This window comes from Kerstersia sp., assembly GCF_052103615.1.
GTDB lineage: Bacteria > Pseudomonadota > Gammaproteobacteria > Burkholderiales > Burkholderiaceae_B > Kerstersia.
Genome location: NZ_JBQEKA010000015.1, coordinates 38,011 through 57,169, shown reverse-complemented (window position 1 = coordinate 57,169; position 19,159 = coordinate 38,011). Strand labels below are relative to the sequence as shown.

Annotated in this window: 11 protein-coding genes; 9 read left to right on the top strand and 2 right to left on the bottom strand. The window is 60.3% G+C overall.

Annotated features, from left to right (window positions below; genetic code table 11):
• Positions 1-159: 159 nt before the first annotated feature.
• Positions 160-993, bottom strand: a complete 834-nt coding sequence (locus ACTJGZ_RS06010; protein ID WP_441662035.1) for an ABC transporter substrate-binding protein — start codon at positions 991-993, stop codon at positions 160-162.
• Between the two features lie 348 nt (positions 994-1,341).
• On the opposite strand from ACTJGZ_RS06010, the gene ACTJGZ_RS06005 reads away from it, so the two are divergent.
• From ACTJGZ_RS06005 to ACTJGZ_RS05990, 4 genes are all read left to right on the top strand, one after another.
• Positions 1,342-1,854: a sigma-70 family RNA polymerase sigma factor gene (locus tag ACTJGZ_RS06005; protein ID WP_441662034.1), complete on the top strand. Its 513-nt coding sequence runs from the start codon at positions 1,342-1,344 to the stop codon at positions 1,852-1,854.
• Positions 1,847-2,875, top strand: coding sequence for a FecR domain-containing protein (locus tag ACTJGZ_RS06000; RefSeq protein ID WP_441662033.1), 1,029 nt, complete (start codon positions 1,847-1,849; stop codon positions 2,873-2,875). Before ACTJGZ_RS06005 ends, ACTJGZ_RS06000 begins: the two co-directional genes overlap by 8 nt.
• 111 nt (positions 2,876-2,986) lie before the next feature.
• Positions 2,987-5,761, top strand: a complete 2,775-nt coding sequence (locus ACTJGZ_RS05995) for a TonB-dependent receptor domain-containing protein (RefSeq protein ID WP_441662032.1) — start codon at positions 2,987-2,989, stop codon at positions 5,759-5,761.
• A gap of 54 nt (positions 5,762-5,815) precedes the next feature.
• Positions 5,816-8,326 (top strand): PKD domain-containing protein, encoded by a 2,511-nt coding sequence (locus ACTJGZ_RS05990; protein ID WP_441662031.1) that lies wholly within the window; start codon positions 5,816-5,818, stop codon positions 8,324-8,326.
• Positions 8,327-8,459: 133 nt separating this feature from the next.
• Here the strand turns inward: ACTJGZ_RS05990 and ACTJGZ_RS05985 are convergent, their stop codons facing one another.
• Positions 8,460-9,923: a short-chain fatty acyl-CoA regulator family protein gene (locus ACTJGZ_RS05985; RefSeq protein ID WP_441662030.1), complete on the bottom strand. Its 1,464-nt coding sequence runs from the start codon at positions 9,921-9,923 to the stop codon at positions 8,460-8,462.
• Positions 9,924-10,253: 330 nt separating this feature from the next.
• On the opposite strand from ACTJGZ_RS05985, the gene prpC reads away from it, so the two are divergent.
• The 5 genes from prpC to cas3f all read left to right on the top strand — a co-directional run bounded on the left by prpC (position 10,254) and on the right by cas3f (position 18,987).
• Positions 10,254-11,414, top strand: coding sequence for a bifunctional 2-methylcitrate synthase/citrate synthase (gene prpC, locus ACTJGZ_RS05980; RefSeq protein ID WP_441662029.1), 1,161 nt, complete (start codon positions 10,254-10,256; stop codon positions 11,412-11,414).
• Positions 11,415-11,506: 92 nt separating this feature from the next.
• On the top strand, positions 11,507-12,961 hold the full coding sequence (locus ACTJGZ_RS05975) for a bifunctional 2-methylcitrate dehydratase/aconitate hydratase (RefSeq protein WP_441662028.1): 1,455 nt from the start codon (positions 11,507-11,509) through the stop codon (positions 12,959-12,961).
• Positions 12,962-13,164: 203 nt separating this feature from the next.
• Positions 13,165-14,037, top strand: a complete 873-nt coding sequence (locus ACTJGZ_RS05970) for an isocitrate lyase/PEP mutase family protein (RefSeq protein WP_441662027.1) — start codon at positions 13,165-13,167, stop codon at positions 14,035-14,037.
• A gap of 268 nt (positions 14,038-14,305) precedes the next feature.
• The gene (gene cas1f / locus ACTJGZ_RS05965; protein ID WP_441662026.1) at positions 14,306-15,298 is read left to right on the top strand and encodes a type I-F CRISPR-associated endonuclease Cas1f; all 993 of its coding nucleotides are present in this window, start codon (positions 14,306-14,308) and stop codon (positions 15,296-15,298) included.
• 35 nt (positions 15,299-15,333) lie between these two features.
• Positions 15,334-18,987, top strand: a complete 3,654-nt coding sequence (cas3f, locus tag ACTJGZ_RS05960; protein ID WP_441662025.1) for a type I-F CRISPR-associated helicase Cas3f — start codon at positions 15,334-15,336, stop codon at positions 18,985-18,987.
• The last annotated feature ends 172 nt before the right edge of the window (positions 18,988-19,159 follow it).

Sequence of the window (19,159 nt, the reverse complement as noted above, 5' to 3'; positions counted from 1 at the left end):
GGTGGATTCCGGTGAACTTGTGTCAGGAGGGCAGCGGCACAAGGAAAATCAGGTTGGCAAGCAGGTTGGCACAATGCTGCTGGCGGAGCAGCGGAAGAAACGGCGGAGCGGCCCGCATGGTTGCCATGCGGGCCGCTGCCGGTTTCAAGCCTGCGTGGCTTACTCGTCGATCTGGTCAGTATCCAGCTTGAAGTCACGGGATTCGAATTGCGACTTGGTGTCCGGGCCGTACCACTTGAAGAAGATGCGTTCGGCGTCACCGCTGTTTTCCAGGCCGCGCAGCGTTTCATCCACCACGGCCTTCAGCGAAGACTCATTCTTGCGGATGCCGAAAGCCAGAGATTCCTTGCTCAGATTGTCCTTGAGCACCACGTAGTCGCGTTTGGCATCGCCCAGTTTGGCATACACGCGCAGCAAAGCGGCCTCATCGTCCACATAGCCGACGCCCTTGCGTTGCTGCAAGGCCTGGAAGGCTTGCTGGCTCGTATCGAAGGTCACCACATCCACGCCGGGCACGGCTTTGCGGACATTGGGTTCCTGCGTGCCGCCGCGGATGGTGACGACCTTGCGGTTTTCCAGGCCGGACAGATCGGTGATGCCGCTGTCGGCGCGCACCAGGGCTTTCTGGCCGGTCACGAAAGTGGTGACGGAGAAGTCGATCAGCTCTTCGCGTTCCTTGTTGTGCGTCAGGCCGGCGGCGATCAGATCGACATGGCCTTGCTGCAGTTCGGGGATGCGTGCCGCCACGGCGACTTGCTTGAAGACCGGCTTGACACCGATGGCCTTGGCCACTTCGGTTGCCAGATCCACTTCATAGCCGATGAACTGGCGGGTCTTGGGGTCGATGAAGGTGGCGGGCTCGTCCGTGCCCAGCACGCCGATGACCAGCTCGCCTTTCTGCTTGATGTCATCGAGCTGATCGGCCTGTGCCGACAGTGCGGCCAGCCCGAGCACGGAGCCAGCCAGAACGGAGAATAAACGGCGGAATTTCATCTTGCATCCCTGATTCACGTTGAATGATTGCAAGACTATCAATAGGACGGAAAATTATGAAATCACATTTTCATATAAACAAAGGATATCTTCTTATTTGGCTGGATGCTGATGCAGGCGCCGGGGCCAGCGTCTGGAAAGAAACGAAAAAACAACGCAGACCGGTCTGACGCATTCAAAATTTCTGCCGGCATATACATCTGTTGATAATAAGTATTATCATTTAGTATCTGGGCCGCGGGTGGACAATGCCGTGTCATCAGGTTGCGCTTCTGGCGCGCCGGTCCGGTCTGTCACCGCCCGGTTCCGAGGCGGAAGGATTTCCCCCCTGGAGTAAGGTACCGAAAAATGGCTGGCGACATTGCGCAACGCGATCAAATCGTACATGGCCTGTACCGTGAGCATCATGCCTGGCTAGTGTCATTGCTGCGCCGGCGGCTGGGGGACAATCATCAGGCAGCGGATCTGGCGCAGGACGTCTTTGAACGCCTGTTGCGCGTGGATCTTGCCCATCTGCTAGAGCCGCGTGCTTATCTCAGCACCATTGCCTCCCGTCTGGTGGCATCCCACTTCCGCCGGCGGGCGCTGGAGCAGGCCTGGGAAGAGGTCATGGTCAGCCAGCCCGAACCCTGCTGCGAGTCCGTGGAAACGCAATATCTGATCCTGGAATCCTTGCTTGCCGTCTGGAAAGCGCTGGATGGCCTGTCGCTGCGCACCCGGCAGATATTCCTGATGGCGCAGATTGACGGAATGGCGCACAAGGAAATTGCCGCCCAGCTGGGCGTGACCGCCAACGCGGTGCAGAAAGCTGTCGCGCGGGGCTTGGAACAATGTTATTTCGCGGTATATGACTGTGTCTGAGCGTCAGGCTTTACCTCTTCGCAGCGGCGCGGCGCAGGCGGATGAGCTGCCGGTGGAGCGCGGCATCATTCGCCAGGCGGCCATGTGGGCAGCACGCATTCAGGCCGGAGCCGGGCAGCAAGACCAGGAGTCCTGTTGCCGCTGGCGGGCCGCCGACCCCAGGCATGAAATCGCCTGGCAGCGGGTGACGGGCCTGGGGATGATGCTGCAAGACAATCTGCGGGCGGCAGGAGCGCCGCATGTGCGCGAAGTGCTGGGCCGGGCCCAGCATAAGGCGGCGCGCCGAGGCTTGTTGCGCGGCGTTGCTGGAGGCCTTGCGCTGGCAGGGATCTGGTATGGCGCCGGCCCGGCCCGCCAGGCCTCTGCCGTGTGGCTGGCGGATGCTGGCAGCGGGCCGGGCGAACGCCGCGTGCTGGAGCTTGATGACGGCACCTTGCTGTATCTGAATACCCGCTCCGCAGTGGATGTGCAGTATTCGGCCTCCGTGCGCAGCGTAACGCTGCTGCAGGGGGAAATCCTCATAGAAACCGCTGTGGATCAGCAGGGCCGGCCATTTTTGCTGCATACGGCCAGCGGCATTCTGCAACCGGTAGGCACGCGTTTTGTGGTGCGCGAACGCAGCGGCCAGCGCTATGACCTGACTGTCATGGAAGGCGCGGTGGATTGGCGCCCATTGCAGTCAGAGGCAGGGGCCGCCGTGCGCGTGCGCGCGGGCGAGAGTCTGAGTTTCGGGCAGCAGGGGCCCGTGTCGCCTGTCGGGGCGGCATCGCGCAATGCGGCCGCCTGGGAGCACGGCATGCTGGTGGCGGATAACCTGCCGCTAGGCCATTTTCTGGAAGAACTGGGGCGTTACCGCAGCGGTTGGCTGCATTGCGATCCTGCCATTGCCGGGCTGCCCGTCGTTGGTGTGTTCTCGGTGGAGGATACCGAGGCGTCATTGCTGTTGCTGTCCCAGATCCTTCCTGTGCGGGTGCGCAGGCGCTCGCGGTTCTGGATTACGGTCGAGCCCTTATCGGGCTGATTGTAAGAATTGTAAGCAATACGGCGTATTCGACGGCGTCAAGCGACAACAGAACTGAAGCGCCCGGAGATGCTCCGGGCGCCAGCAACCGTTTTGATGGAATGCCGCGCCATGCCAGTTCATTTCCTGCCCCGTCCCAATATGACGCGGGCCTGCCTGATTACCGTTTTCCTGGGGCTGGGCTATCTGCCCGGCACTGGCGTGCCTGCTGCGGTCGCAGCAGAAACCGCTGCGGCGAATCAGCAGGATTTCAATATTGCGCCCGGGCGCCTGAACGAGGTGCTGGGGCAGTTCGGCCAGCAGGCCGGTGTCATGGTCGGCAGCGCCCCAGCCTTGACGCAAGGGGTGGAAAGCCCCGGCCTGCATGGCCGTTATGCGCCGGCCGAAGGTCTGGCGCGTCTGCTGTCCGGGACGGGCCTGGAAGCCAGGCAGCTGGAAGATGGCAGTTTCCTGCTGCGGGCCGCGCCGCAAGCGAGTAATGCGTCAGTGCTCGATACCGTCATCGTGACGGGGGACGACCTTTCCCCCAAGGATGAGGCTTACCGCAAGGCGGGCTCTTCCAGCTATATTTCGCGTGATGACATCGAACGCTTCCGCGGCACCTCGGTCGGTGATATTTTCAAGGGAACGCCCGGTGTGCTGGTGGGCGAGAACCGCAATAGCGGCGGCCTGGATATCAATATCCGCGGGATGCAGGGCCAAGGCCGGGTGCCGGTGCTGATTGACGGCGCGCGCCAGGAAACCACGGTGTATCGCGGCTATTCAGGGGTGTCTTCACGCAGCTACGTGGACCCGGACCTGATTGGCGGCATTCAGATCGACAAAGGCGTGACCATGACCGCGCAGAGCAGTGGCGCCATTGGCGGCCTGGTCAGCATGCGCACGCTGGAGGCGGCGGACATCGTCAAGGACGGCGAAACGTTCGGCATCCGCATGCGCGGCAGCGCCATCGGCAACAACAGCGGCGCGGCCGTGGAACCCGGCACCCAGTCGGGCTACCGGTCGGTGGGCGGTTTGCTGGGCGGCGTGACGGAATACCGCCAGGATTGCGCCAGCGCCTGGTTGTGCCAGGGCACGGATGTCGCGCAGCTCTACCCCACGGAAGAGACCATGAACCGGCCGGGCACCTTCAAGCCCAAGAGTTACGCTGGCAGCATCGCCATTGCCAAGCGTTTTGAAAATCTGGATTTGCTGGCCGCGTACGCGCACCGGGAGCAGGGCAATTATTACGCTGGCAAACACGGCCAGACGCCCTGGCTGGATCTCAGCGAAAAATATAACCGGGGTTTCTATACGCAGGTGGTGCCCAAGCTGGAAGGCGCCTCCCGTTTTCGCGGCGAAGAGCTGATCGTCAACAGCAATTACAAAAGCAATTCGACCCTGCTCAAGGCCAAGACCTGGTTGCCGTCTGACCAGGAGCTGGAACTGGGCTTCATGCGTTACGACAGCAGCTACGGCCAGCTGATGCCTTCCCAGCTGATCTGGTTCGGCAACGCCGAGCAGACGGAAAACAGCGAAGTGACGGTCAAGACCTACACCTCGCGCTATCGCTGGAATCCGCAGGACAATGATTTGATCGACCTGCGCCTGAATGCCTGGCTGACGGACACGGATACGCTCAACCGCAATTATTCGGAAACTGTGGGCCAGGTGTCAGGCGGTTCGCTCAATGGCCGGGAAAAGTACAAGCGGCGCGGCCTGGATCTCAGCAATACCATGATGATCTACCGGCTGGGCAGCATCCGCCTGGACTATGGCGCGTCCGCGCAATGGGAAAAAATCGGATCCCATGCGCTGGGTGATACGCCCCGGGCGGACAACAGCTTTTATCGTGACGGCAATCGGACGGAATACAGTCTGTTCACTTCCCTGCAATGGAAACCGGTGGATAGCCTGACCCTGGATGCGGGGCTGCGTTACACGCGCTTCCGGGTGCAGGATGACAACGCGATTGAGATCGACGAAGAAAGCGCGTTCTGCGTGGATGCCGATAATGACGGCCGCTGCGATCCGGTGTTCTACAGCAACCGCAAGACGGGGGTAACGCCCACCCTCAGCGCAACCTGGGAATTCGCCGATGGCTGGCAGGTCTATGGCCTGTATGCCGAAGCTATCCGCATGCCCAGCCTGTTCGAAAGCGCCAGCGGTTTTTCCGTGACGCCGACGCTGGATTCCGATCTCAAACCCGAGCACGCCTACAACCGCGAATTCGGCCTGAACATTTTCCAGGACGGCGTGCTGGCTTCAAACGATCACTTGCGCCTGAAATTTTCCTATTTCCGCAATACCGTGCGTAATTACCTGACGCGCACCATCAGCAATACCTGGGAAGATACCTCTACCGGGCAGAATTCCTTCTGGCGCATGCGCAATATCGACCGGGCGACTTTCAATGGCCTGGAAGTCAGCGGCTCCTATGACCTGGGCTTCCTGTTCACTGACTTTGGCGCGACTCGCTATACCAAGATCGAGACTTGCCTGACAGGCAGCTACCGCCGTTATGCGTGCACGGACTACGGGATCGCCAACAGCTACATCAACAACATGATTCCGCCCAAGTGGCATGCCACGGCGACCATCGGCACGCGCCTGTTCGACCAGCGCCTGACGATGGGGGTGCGCGGCACCTTCATGGGCAAGCGTAATCCTGTGCCGGAAAACAATAACCAGGCTTCCAGCAACATTGGCCTGGCCTCGACGGCGCCGGTGGAATGGCATGCTTACAAGGTGTTCGATCTGTTCGCTTCCTATAAGGTGAATGACAGTCTCAGTGTGGACTTCAATATCGACAACTTTACCGACCGCTATTACCTCGATGCGCTCAGCCTGGGGCTGGTGCCGTCGCCTGGCCGCACGGCGCGCCTGAGTGCCACGGTTTCTTTCTGATTGTCTTCGCGTCGATTTTTCCAAGGGGGCATAGGCCCCCGGAGGCTTGATTTCATGAGTTCCATTTTCAAACACTCCCTGGCCGGACTGGGCATGACGCTCTTGCTGGCGGCATGCGGCGGTGGCGGGGATGGCGGCGGCAGCGCCGCGCCCAGCGTCAGCATCAGTGCTGACAAAACCCTGGTCGAGGTCGGCCAGACCATTACGTTCTCCAGCAGCACTGATGCTGGCGGGTCGCCAGGCTATGCCTGGAAACTGCGTGGCAAGCCGCCAGCCAGCAAAGCGGCGCTGGCCACGCCGGATCAGGCCAAGAGCGCGCTGACCCCGGACCGTGTGGGCGATTATCAGGTTGGCCTGACGGTGACGGACGGCCAGCGCGGCGCGGAAGCGCAGATGACGGTGACGGCCTTCAGTAAAGTGCCGGTTGCCAATGCGGGCGAGGATATCGCGACCTTGCCGGGAGCCGTGCAGCTCGATGGCTCGGGCAGCCAGCCGCCCTATCAAGGGGATGCGGTACGGCTGCGCTATGCCTGGGTGCTGGTCAGCCGGCCCGAGGGCAGCGCGGCGGCGTTGGATGATGCCACCCTGGTCAAACCCCGGTTCACGGCGGACAAGACTGGCGATTACAAAGCGGCGCTGACGGTACGTTATGACGACATGATCAGCGTGGCTGATGAAGTCGATATCAAGGTCGTGGCAGCGAATGTGCCGCCGGTGGCTGTCATCAGCCAGAATGGTGAATCGGTCAATGGCAAGACCTTGACGGTGGTGCGCGGCCAGCCGGTCACGCTGGGGGCGGAATTGAGCACCGATCCCGACCGGCCCGGTGAAACCGCGCATATGCAGTACCGCTGGGATTTCCTGGGCAACGGGAATTCCAACGGCTTGCCTATCGGGTCCCAGTCCGTCATGCAGGGCGAGCGCACGGCGTCCGTGACTTTCACGCCCGATGTCGCCGCAACCTATTATGTGACGCTGCATGTCTATGACGGCGTGACGCGTTCTTCAGTCATGCTGGGCCTGCGCGCGCAAGCGCCGGAAGGGGCGGAAAACATGCCGCCTGTCCTGGCCTCGCCGCTGCCGCCGTCCGGCAACAATACCTATGAGATCGAGCGCGGCAAGCAGAAGGTCATCTTCACCAGCGACCGTGCCGCCCATGATCCCGATGGCGATAGCTATGTGTATGAGTGGACCTGGATTTCCTATCCTGCCGGATTCGATCCGGTGACGGATTCCACGCTCAGTACTTCCTATTGGGATAGCGGCTTCATCCCCAAGGTCGAGGGCGATTATGTGATTGAAGCGCGGCTCAAGGACAGCAAGGGCGCCTATAGCAATACTGTGCGCCAGACGTATCACGTGACGCTGGGCGCGAACCATGCGCCGCGCGCCGAAGCCAGCAGCGCCACCGGCAATACCAACTTCATGGTGGGGGAAAAAGCGTCGCTGTCGGGCAGCAACAGTTCAGATGTGGATGGCAACCGCCTGGTTTTCCGCTGGGAACTGGTAGATAGCCCCGACGGCAGCACTACGGCGTTCGACAATGCCAAGGTCGAACGGCCCTTGCTGTTGCTTGATAAGCCGGGCTACTACACGGCGCGTCTGTCCGTGACGGATGAATGGGGCTTTCCGAACTATTACGCCAATAACCGCCCTGAGTACATCACCATCAAGGCCAAGTCTGAAAACCATGCGCCTGTCGTGCGGCCTGCGCTGGATCAGCCCTATACCGCGGAGCAGCCCCTGGTGCTGGGTGTCAGGGAGCGGCGCACCTATACGAGCGGCGTGACTCAGGTGACGGAAGATGTGGTGGTGCACAAGTCTTTTGCGGTCGATGCCAATGCCTATGACCCTGACGGCGACACCATGACCTATCTGTGGAATCTGACGGGCGAGCCCGCAGGCCAGCAGTTTGCCTTCGCGTCCGACACGGCATGCCAGAACGGCCGCACGGCTTCGGATGCTTCCCTGGCGGCGGCGGGCCTGACCCTGATGCAGTATTGGGGGGAAATCCTCAAGGCACGCAGCTGGTCGTGCCCGAAACAGATCCTGGCGCCCACGGTACCGGGCACCTATTCGCTGGAAGCGCTGGTGTATGACGGTTCCGTCACGGTAGGCCCTTACTCGCTGAGCGTGCCGGTGGTGGCGCGCGCCAGTTTCCCGACGCTGTTGCTCGAACAGTTGAAAACGGCTGAGTCCGTCGATGAAACCCAGGTGACGCAGCGCGTGCTGCCTAACCGCCAGCAGGACTATGTGAACCGCTACTCCTTCCGGCCTACCGTCGATCCGAATGTCAGCTATTACCGTCTGACGGCGTTTGACAAGGACTACACCATTCAGAATCTCAAGGCGAGTTCGGATACGGCGGATTTCAGCGCCAATTTCGATGGCTTGCAGAATGGGCAGGTGATCCGCAAAGGGGAATCCGTGGTGTTCCGTTTGCAATTGCAGCGCGATAACCCGAATGCGGACATGATTTTCAATGCCATACTGCTGTGGTCCTTTGATATCGGCGGCCGCCCGGATTGGAGCTTCCAATCAACCGGCTGGCTGACGTATATGTAATGCCAGAGGGCCTGGCTGCCTTCGCCCGCGCCCGGCTTGCCGGGCGGCGCTGGCGGGGGTTAGCGGGGGCTGGCGGCGGTTAGCGGGGATTTTCAGCACTATCAGGACCAGGGCGCGCCAGCAGGCAGCGGCCTCAGCCATTCAGGGCCAGCGGGTAGGGAGACACACTGCCGACCTCTTCGCTGACGGCCAGTTTGCCGCCTATGTACGGAAAGGCCCGCTGAGGACAGCTGGGCCGTTCACAGACTTTGCAGCCCATACCGATGGGCGTGGGGGCTTGCGGGTCATGCAGGTCCAGCCCTTGGGCGTAGATCAGGCGATGCGCGTGTTCGATGTCGCACCCCAGGGCGACGGCAAACATTTTCTCCGGTTCGCCGAAGCCCCCGGTCTGGTGCGACACGGTGCGGGCAATCCATAAATAGACCCGGCCATCCGGCATGCGCGCCAACTGCCGCAGAATGCGGCCGGGATGGGAAAACGCTTCGTACACATTCCAGAGCGGACAGGTGCCGCCAATGCGCGAGAAGTGGAAATGGGCGGCGGATTGCCGCTTGGAAATATTGCCAGCGCGGTCCACGCGAATAAAGAAGAACGGGACACCGGTGGCATCCGGGCGCTGCATGGTGCTCAGCCGGTGGCAGATGGTTTCAAAACTGACGCCGAATTGTTGCCCCAGCAGGTCAATGTCGTAGCGCAGGGCCTGAGCGGCCGCCAGAAAGCGGCCATAGGGCAGGATCAGCGCGCCGGCGAAATAATTGGCCAGCCCCAGCCGGACCAGGCGCCGGACTTCATCACCGGAAAAACGGGGCGCTTCCGACATGCGGTGCAAGGTCTCGTCCATCTCCAGAAAAGCCAGTTGCGTGGCCAGCTGGAATACCTGCTGGCCGGGGGCCAGGGCGGGCGACAATAACAATTCGCCTGCTGCGGCATCGAGCCGGCGTTGCAGGCCAGGGCCGGGCGGATGCAAGCGCACGGTGATGCCATGGCGCGCCGACAGCCTTGCCGCCAGGCGGTCGGCCAGGCGTTGTGGCGGGCAGTCCGCCAGCGCCCATTCTTCAAAACAGCGTTCGGCGCAGCAGTCCAGTTCGGCAAAGTGATTGTGGTGCGTGAAAAAGAAATCCCGCACTTCTTCATAGGGCTGGTCCGGGGCGGCCAGGGCGCGGCCACGGTCGCCAGCATCGTCGCCCGCCAGCACTTCAGCCAGATTGTCCAGGCGTTCCAGCGCTTCGCGATGCCGCCGGTGCAACTGAATCAGCACCCGCCCCACGGCAGGCATATTGGCGGCGATTTCACGGATTTCCGCCAGAGAAATACGCGCGTCATCCGTGCCGCCCACCGCAGAAGCGGGCAGGCTGGCCGTGACCTCACGCAGCGCGGCCACCATGCGCGCCTCACCATCATCGGAAAAACGCTGGATATCGACATCCAGTGTTTCATTCAGACGCAGCAAGACCGGCATCGTCAAAGGCCGCTGGTTTTTCTCCAGCTGGTTGAGATAGCTGGGCGATAGCCCCAGCGTGCGCGCCAGCGCCGCTTGCGTCATGCCGCGCTCTTCGCGCAGCCGGCGCAGCCGAACTCCCATAAAGACTTTACGCATGTCTGTTCACCCTCTGCGGCCAACCCTGAAGAGCCTATTTTATTCGCAAAGTTTGCAAAACTAATGCGTCAGGTACGCCGAATTTCGCCTTGTTAAGAGTGACACGGCAGGTAGTCTTGCATAGACTGCAAATAAAAAAAGGCCATTCGATGACCGGCTGCCGAGACATCTGCCCAGGCTTTCTGGCCAGACCCCCGGCAGCGCATCTCAAGGCGCTTCAGGCGCCCGGTATTGTGGCGGAGCAGCTCCGGCCTCAGGGCCGAAGTTCTCCCTTAGTGCAGCGGCATGAATGCAAAGGCAGACACCGCGAGGAAAACGAGGAGAGCAAACATGAGTGCAGAAACGACTTCCACGGGCATCAAACCCAAAAAATCCGTGGCCCTGTCTGGCATCGTGGCGGGCAATACCGCCTTGTGTACGGTTGGCCGCAGCGGTAATGACCTGCATTACCGGGGTTATGACATCCTGGATCTGGCCAATGGCAGCGAATTCGAAGAAATCGCGTATTTGCTGGTGCATGGCAAGCTGCCCAATCAGGCAGAACTGAATGCCTACAAAACCAAGCTGAAAAGCCTGCGCGGCCTGCCGGTGCAAGTCCGTTCCGTGTTGGAAGCCTTGCCCGCCGCCGCGCACCCCATGGATGTGATGCGCACCTATGTCTCGGCGCTAGGCACCATCCAGCCCGAAAAAGACGACCACAACCTGCCCGGCGCCCGCGATATTGCCGACAAGCTCATGGCGTCGCTGGGTTCCGCGCTGATGTACTGGTATCACTATGCCAACAACGGGCGACGCATCGAAGTGGAAACCGATGATGATTCCATTGGCGGCCATTATCTGCATCTGCTGCATGGCAAGAAACCGTCGGCTTCCTGGGTCGAAGCCATGCACACCAGCCTGATCCTGTACGCCGAGCACGAATTCAACGCATCGACCTTTGCTTGCCGCGTCATTACCGGCACCGGCGCTGACCTGTACTCGGCGATCACAGGCGCCATCGGCGCGCTGCGCGGCCCTAAGCATGGCGGCGCCAACGAAGTCGCGTTTGAAATTCAGAACCGCTATGCCAGCCCGGACGAAGCTGAAGCCGACATCCGCGCCCGGGTGGAACGCAAGGAAGTCGTGATTGGTTTTGGTCACCCGGTCTATACCGTCAGCGATCCGCGCAACAAGGTCATCAAGGAAGTGGCGCGTGATCTCTCCAAAGAGGCTGGCACCGTGCGTCTGTTCGACATCGCCGAACGCCTGGAAACCGTCATGTGGGACGTCAAGAAAATGTTCCCCAACCTCGACTGGTTCAGCGCCGTGAGCTACCACATGATGGGCGTGCCCACCGCGCACTTCACGCCGCTGTTCGTGCTGGCCCGCACGGCAGGCTGGAGCGCGCATGCCATCGAACAGCGCCAGGACGGCAAGATCATTCGCCCGAGCGCCAACTATGTTGGCCCGGAAGACCAGAAGTTTGTGCCGTTGGCCAAGCGCAGTGTGTAAGAACCGCTGCTGCGGCATCTGCCGCAGTGACGCCGTGCCGGCCTGCGGGCCGGCATGCATGACCCAATATTTTTGAAAGACGAGAAGCCTCCATGTCCGCACATATTTCCAATGTCCGTCCCGATCCCGATCAGGTGCTGGTCGATATCGCCGATTACGTTCTCAACTATCGCATCGAGTCGTCGCTGGCCTACGAGACGGCCCGCAATTGCCTGATCGACACGCTGGGCTGCGGCTTGGAAGCGCTGGAATACCCGGCTTGCCGCAAGCTGCTTGGCCCGGTCGTGCCGGGCACCATCGTGCCGCACGGCGCCAAAGTGCCCGGCACCCAGTTCCAGCTCGACCCGGTACAGGCGGCCTTCAACATCGGCGCCATGATCCGCTGGCTGGATTTCAACGACACCTGGCTGGCGGCTGAATGGGGCCACCCCAGCGACAACCTGGGCGGCATCCTGGCGACCGCCGACTGGATCAGCCGCAACCGCGTGGCACAGGGCAAGACGCCGCTGACCATGCGCGACGTTCTGACGGGCATGATCAAAGCCCATGAAATCCAGGGCATCATCGCGCTGGAAAACTCGTTCAACAAGGTGGGCCTGGATCACGTCGTTCTGGTCAAAGTGGCATCGACCGCTGTCGTGGCGGAAATGCTGGGTTTGTCGCGTGACGAGATCATCAACGCCGTTTCGCTGGCCTGGGTGGATGGCCAATCGTTGCGCACCTATCGCCACGCGCCCAATGCGGGCAGCCGCAAGAGCTGGGCAGCAGGCGACGCCACCAGCCGCGCGGTACGCCTGGCCCTGATCGCCAAAACCGGCGAAATGGGCTATCCCAGCGTGCTCACGGCCAAGACCTGGGGGTTCTACGACGTCTTGTTCAAGGGCCAGCCGTTCAAATTCCAGCGCAGCTACGGTTCCTATGTGATGGAAAACGTGCTGTTCAAGATCAGCTTCCCGGCCGAATTCCACAGCCAGACGGCAGTCGAAGCGGCAGTGACGCTGCACGGCCAGCTTAAGGCGGCAGGCAAATCGGTGGATGACATCCGCAAGATCACCATCCGCACCCACGAAGCTTGCATTCGCATCATCGACAAGCAAGGGCCGCTGAACAACCCGGCAGACCGCGATCACTGCATCCAGTATATGGTTGCCGTCCCGCTGATCCACGGCAACCTGGTGGCGGCGCACTATGAAGATGCCTTCGCGCAAAACGATACCGGCATCGACGCGCTGCGCGCCAAGATACATTGCGTGGAAGATCCGCAATTTACCGCCGACTACCACAACCCGGAAAAGCGAAGCATCGCCAATGCCCTGACCGTGGAATTCAACGACGGCAGCCGCCTGGAAGAGGTCGTGGTGGAATACCCCATCGGCCACAAGCGCCGCCGCGAGCAGGGCATTCCCCTGCTGGAAGCCAAGTTCCGCACCAACCTGGCACGCCAGTTCCCCGCCCGCCAGCAAGAGGCTATCCTGGCTGTCAGCCTGGACCAGGCGAAGCTGGAAGACATGCCAGTCAACGAATACGTCGATCTCTACGTCATCTAAACCAGAAGCGGCAGTCCGTCGGCGCCCCTAAACGGGCGCCAGTGAGCCGCACCAGTCCCCACGGCTGGCGCGGCTTCACTCCTTGCCTGGGGCGCCGTCCTGACGGGACGGCATTGCCGGGCCTGTGACGGCCGCGCAAAGCGCCTGGACAAAAACCTCCATACCAGCCGGCAGCGAGGCCGGAAATTGAAGGAGTCTATGAAATGAGTCAGTCATCATCCCCGAGGCAAAAACTGCGCGCGCTGGCCGCAGCCCGTCGCGGCATCATCGTGCCGGGGGCGTTCAATGCCTTGTCGGCCCGGGTCATTGCCGACCTGGGTTTTGAAGCCATCTACGTCACAGGCGCAGGCGTCACCAACATGAGTTTCGGCTTGCCGGATCAGGGCTTCATGGGCCTGAGCGACATTGCTGAACACACGGCGCGCATCCGTGACGCGGTAGATGTCCCGCTGCTGGTGGATGCCGACACCGGTTTTGGCAATGCGCTCAACACCTACCACGCGGTCCGCACCCTGGAACGCGCCGGGGCGGACTGCATCCAGCTGGAAGACCAGGTCAGCCCCAAACGCTGTGGCCACTTTTCCGGCAAAGAAGTGATTGCTGCCGATGAAATGGTCAGCAAGATCAAGGCAGCCGTAGATGCCCGCCGCGACCCGGACTTTCTGGTCATGGCGCGTACCGACGCCCGCAGCACGCACAGCTTTGAAGAAACCATAGAACGCGCAGGCCGTTACGCCGAAGCGGGCGCAGACATCCTGTTTGTTGAAGCGCTGGAAACCCAGGAAGAAGTGCGCCGTTTACCGGCACTGGTAGATAAACCGCAACTCATGAACTTGGTCATCGGCGGTAAAACACCGATCTTCAACGCCACCGAACTGGGCGGGCTGGGCTTCGCATTCGTCCTCTACGCCAACGCCGCCTTGCAAGGCGCTGTCGCCGGCATGCAGAAAGCGCTGACCGTATTGCGGGACGAAAAAGAAGTGCAAGAAGACCCCGCGCTGGTCACCCCATTCCTGGAACGGCAAAGGCTGGTGAACAAGCCATTCTGGGATACGCTGGAGAAAAAATACACTTGAGGGCAGGGGTTGTGGCGAGGTAGGAGCAGGGCGGATATCCTCTCCTGACAAGCGCAGCATCTGGTATTCCAACACCCGGGCGGCAGCCAATGCCGGCCCGGGTGTTTGCTTTTTGTGGCCGGGCCGGCCGGGCAGGCAGCAGGCGTGGCGGAGTGCGTGGCGCCCGGAGCATTCCTGCGGTGTGGCCAGGAGACGAGAACGCCGGGAGCGGATGTCTTAGCGTAAGATCAATCTAATTAATTGATGGACGTGATTTGGACTCGCTTCTATGGAAGACATCCCTGCCTCTGATCTCAAGACCATTCTGCATTCCAAACGGGCGAACATCTACTACCTTGAGCACTGCCGGGTATTGGTCAACGGAGGCCGGGTGGAGTATGTCACGGATGCTGGCAAACGACAGCTTTATTGGAATATCCCCATCGCCAATACCACCAGCATTTTGCTGGGAACCGGGACATCCGTGACCCAGGCAGCCATGCGTGAACTGGCCAAGGCGGGTGTGTTGCTTGGGTTCGCAGGCGGGGGTGGCACACCGTTGTTCAGCGCCAATGAAATGGACATGGCGGTAGCCTGGTTCAGCCCCCAAAGTGAGTATCGTCCCACCGAATACTTACAGGCCTGGGTGCGTTTCTGGTTTGAAGAGGCCTTGCGCCTGAAGGCGGCGAAAGCCTTGCAGCGTGCGCGCATATTGCGCCTGCGCGAGGCATGGGGCCAGCGTGCTTTGCAGGAAGCCGGGTTTAGGGTGGATATCAAACGCCTGGATGATGTCTTGGACCGGACCTTGCGGCAAATTGAGCTGGCGCCAGATACGGTGGGCTTGTTGACCGAAGAGGCCAGGTTAACCAAAACGCTGTTTAAACATGCTGTCGATGCCGTAGGCTATGGGGAATTCAGTCGCGCCAAGCGTGGTACCGGGACGGACCCAGCGAACCGGTTTCTTGATCATGGCAATTATCTGGCCTACGGTCTCGGGGCAACGGCGACATGGGTACTTGGCTTGCCGCATGGCTTGGCTATCCTGCATGGCAAAACCCGGCGTGGGGGCCTGGTTTTTGATGCAGCGGATTTGGTCAAGGATGCGGTCATTTTGCCCCAGGCATTTCTGTCGGCCATGAAGGGCGACAGTGAACAGCAGTTTCGGCGCAACTGCATCGAGTCGCTGACCCGCAGTGAATCTCTGGACTTCATGATAGAGACGCTCAAGGACATCGCCTTGGAGACGGCCAGCCAAGACAGTGAAGCTCAGGGCGAAATATGAATATTCTGCTGATTTCCCAATGCAGCAAACGGGCGTTGACTGAAACTCGCCGTATTCTCGATCAGTTTGCCGAACGGCGGGGCGAACGGACCTGGCAGACTTCGATGACGCAGGCTGGGCTGGATACCTTGCGCAAACTATTGCGCAAAACGGCACGCAAAAATACGGCGGTGGCATGCCACTGGATACGCGGCCTGGATCATAGTGAACTGCTTTGGATTGTTGGTGATGCCCGGCAGTTCAATGAGCAAGGTGCCGTCCCCACCAATACGACGCGCGGCGATGTCTTGCGGGCGGAAGATGAAAACACCTGGCATAGTCTGGCTGTCATCCAGCAACTGGCAGCGCTGGCGGCGCTCATGCACGATCTGGGTAAAGCCAGCGATGCCTTTCAGGACCGTTTGCATGGCCGTTTGCAGGGGAAAAACCTGTACCGGCATGAATGGACATCCGTGCGCATGTTTCAGGCTTTCGTGACGACATGCCTTAATACCCGCGCGGCGGGTCAGGCGGAAGTCGGGTGCGGGGCGCCGGCTGCAGCGCAGCTAAAGGATGATGCGGGTGCTTCGCCGGCGGGGTCAGCACTTTCCAGACACGCAGACGAATGGGATCTCGACCGCGTGTGGTTGCAGCAACTGGCAGCAGCAGTTGATGCGCCAGATGCTGCTGCATGGGCGAAGCAATGGATTGGGCCCGCTTTGCTCCGGGATGGCATGGACGGGAAGGAGGGGGCCGCACTGAACCCATTGCATGCTTTGCCGCCATTGGCGCAGGCAGTGGCCTGGCTGATCCTGTCGCATCATCGCCTGCCGGCTGTGCCGGATACGGCAGGCAGTGCGAAGACGCAGAAGGTATGGCATGGCCGGGTAATGACTGAGCTGGCGCTGGGTGACCTTGTTCAGGTGCTGGGGAAAATCGACGCCAATTGGAACGAGCCTTACCTGGGCGAACAACGCCGTGAACAGGGGGCGGCCTTAGTGCGCCCATACTGGCAGTTCCGCCAGCCGTTGCCGGTGGCAGGCGCTGGCTGGCGCAAGCGTGCGGCACGTCTGGCTCAGGCATTACTGAAATCGCTTGCTGCGCCAGCACATGGCTTTTCTTCTCGCCAGAACACAGGCTTGCCATGCGATGCCTATGTGATGCATCTGGCAAGATTGGCGCTGATGCTGGGCGACCATTATTACTCCAGTCTCGGGTTGGACTCGCGGGGCCGTGTAGCGCCTGAGCGCCAGCCTTTCTTGCAAGCCCCTGGTGAGGATCGTCCTTATGCCAATACCATCAGCCGTGGCGGACGGACAGCACTGAATCAGACACTGGATGAACATTTGCTGGGCGTAGAACGGTGCGCCAGCCAGACGGTGCATGCGCTGCCTGGCTTGACTCGGCAATTGGCGCATTTGCGTCATCACAAACGCCTGAAAGCACGTAGCGACAATGCGCGGTTCCGCTGGCAGGACAAGGCCGTTGATTGCGCCGCCGGATTGGCTGAACGTTCGGCCCAGCATGGTGCCTTTATTGTCAATATGGCCTCCACAGGTTGTGGCAAAACGTTGGGCAATGCGCGCATCATGAATGCATTGTCCAACCCCCAGCTAGGCATGCGCTGTGCTTTTGCTATCGGCTTGCGCACTTTGACGCTGCAAACCGGGCGCAGCTTTCAGCGTGACCTGGGGCTGGCGGATGATGAACTGGCGATTCTGGTTGGGGGCGCTGCCAGCCGAGAGTTGTTTGAGTATTACGAAGCCGTGGCGGAAAAAACGGGTTCGGCATCCAGCAAAGCCTTGCTGGATGAAGCCACTCACGTTGTCTTCGAAGGTAATGACCAGCATCCCGTTTTGCAGTATCTGGGACGAGACCATGGCGCCCGCAAGCTATTGGCGGCTCCCCTGCTGGTCTGCACGGTCGATCATCTTATGCCGGCGACTGAAAGCCTGCGTGGCGGCGGGCAGATTGCGCCCATGTTGCGTTTGATGACTGGGGATCTTGTTCTGGATGAACCGGATGATTTCGATCTGGATGATTTGCCTGCGTTGGCAAGGCTGGTGCACTGGGCGGGGTTGCTGGGCGCGCGCGTGTTGCTGTCTTCGGCCACCTTGCCGCCGGCGCTTGTGCAGGGCTTGTTCTTGGCGTATCTGGAAGGGCGGCAGGTTTATCAGCGCAACCGTGGCGAACGGCCGGATGAACTGCCGGGGGTGGCTTGCCTTTGGGTTGATGAGTTCAGCCAACAACATGCTGATTGCGCGGATGCGGCTGGTTTTGATATCCAGCATGGGCAGTTTGTTGGCAGGCGTGCTGCTGAACTGACGATGCAAACGGCACAGCACGAACGCCGGCGCATGCAGGTATCAGGTTTGCCAAAAGGCATGCGGCAATTGGAATCACAGGAGCGTTGCCATGTATTTGCCCGGGCGCTGCTGGACGCGGCGCTGGCTTTGCACCAGTACCATCACAGCGTCGATCCCAAGGGCAAGACCGGGCAGGCAAGGCGGGTGAGCTTTGGCCTGATACGCATGGCCAATATCGGGCCTTTGTTTGATGTGGCTTTGGCGCTGTTCAGACAGAGCGTGCCTGCCGGCATGCATATCCATTTGAGTGTCTATCACTCGCAGTTTCCACTGTTCATGCGTTCGGCGATAGAGCACAGGCTGGATGGCACGCTGGATCGCCGTGATGAAACTGCCGTGTTCGACAGGCCAGATATCCGCCGGGCCATTGATGGGCAGGCGGCGATGGATCAGTTGTTTATCGTCCTGGGCTCCCCCGTCACCGAGGTGGGCCGCGATCATGATTATGACTGGGCCGTGGTTGAGCCTTCCTCCATGCGCTCATTGATCCAGTTGGCAGGTCGGGTATTGCGCCATCGTTCACAAAAAATCGTCAAGCATCCTAACGTACTGGTGTGCCAGACCAATTTGAAACATTACGAGAGCAAGGATGGCATCGCGTATTGCAGACCAGGGTTTGAAAGCCTGGCGTTCCGATTGAAAACCCACGACTTGGGGGCTTTGCTGGCGCCGTGGCTGGATGCCGAGCTGCAGATGCCTGTGGATGCGCGGTTGCGTATTCTGCCCAGGCCTGTAGCGGCGCGACAAGTGGAGGGCAATCTCGTTGATCTGGAACACGAGCGGATAGCGCAGCAAATGTTGCCGGCAGGCATAGGGATGGACGCTAGGGGTGGCGGCGAGGCGCCGGTTCGTCGCAACCGTTTGGCGCGTCAGGCCGCCGCGGCGCCGGTGGCTGTATCGCGTGTCTCGGCGCCCGGTGTCGCGCATCTGAATGCCAGCAGCTTCTGGCTGGATGGAAAACTGAGTCTGACGGCGGCGATGCAGCAGGCGCAGCCATTCCGCCAGGAAACGCAGCAACAAGAGGAACTAGTGCTTTTGCCGACCGAGGACGAAGACGATTACCGCCTGTTTCGCGTGGTTGAAGGAAAGCAAAAGTGGGAGCGCGGCTATGACGAATGGGAAGACCGCAATACCCGGATCGAGCAGGAAAGGGTGACTCACGCGCAGATCAGCTTTTGGGGCGACGCAGACCTGATGGCAGCCATGCGGGCCCAGGCCGAAGATATGGATTTGCCCTTGAGAGCATTTGCCGAAAAGTTCGCGACCGTCAGCTTGCGTGTGAATAGGGATAACAACCAGGGATGGTATTGGCACCCCTGGTTGGGTTTTGCGAACAAAAAGTGAGACTGCCTGTGCGGCAGCGGAGTTTATATCAAACGGAAAAAAACAGTTTGCTAAGCTGCCTAGCGGCAGTTGACAACTCCTATTGATGACTATAGCATTCTCACTATATTATTTTTATTTAAATATATAAAAATAAAAAAAACAGTGGTTCAATATTTTTTGTTCTTCCTCT

Excerpts from the sequence above, each read along its gene's own strand:
- ACTJGZ_RS06010 (WP_441662035.1), bottom strand. The coding sequence starts at position 993 with ATGAAATTCCGCCGTTTATTCTCCGTTCTGGCTGGCTCCGTGCTCGGG.
- ACTJGZ_RS06005 (WP_441662034.1), top strand. The coding sequence starts at position 1,342 with ATGGCTGGCGACATTGCGCAACGCGATCAAATCGTACATGGCCTGTAC.
- ACTJGZ_RS05995 (WP_441662032.1), top strand. The coding sequence starts at position 2,987 with ATGCCAGTTCATTTCCTGCCCCGTCCCAATATGACGCGGGCCTGCCTG.
- ACTJGZ_RS05990 (WP_441662031.1), top strand. The coding sequence starts at position 5,816 with ATGAGTTCCATTTTCAAACACTCCCTGGCCGGACTGGGCATGACGCTC.
- ACTJGZ_RS05985 (WP_441662030.1), bottom strand. The coding sequence starts at position 9,923 with ATGCGTAAAGTCTTTATGGGAGTTCGGCTGCGCCGGCTGCGCGAAGAG.
- prpC (WP_441662029.1), top strand. The coding sequence starts at position 10,254 with ATGAGTGCAGAAACGACTTCCACGGGCATCAAACCCAAAAAATCCGTG.
- ACTJGZ_RS05975 (WP_441662028.1), top strand. The coding sequence starts at position 11,507 with ATGTCCGCACATATTTCCAATGTCCGTCCCGATCCCGATCAGGTGCTG.
- ACTJGZ_RS05970 (WP_441662027.1), top strand. The coding sequence starts at position 13,165 with ATGAGTCAGTCATCATCCCCGAGGCAAAAACTGCGCGCGCTGGCCGCA.
- cas1f (WP_441662026.1), top strand. The coding sequence starts at position 14,306 with ATGGAAGACATCCCTGCCTCTGATCTCAAGACCATTCTGCATTCCAAA.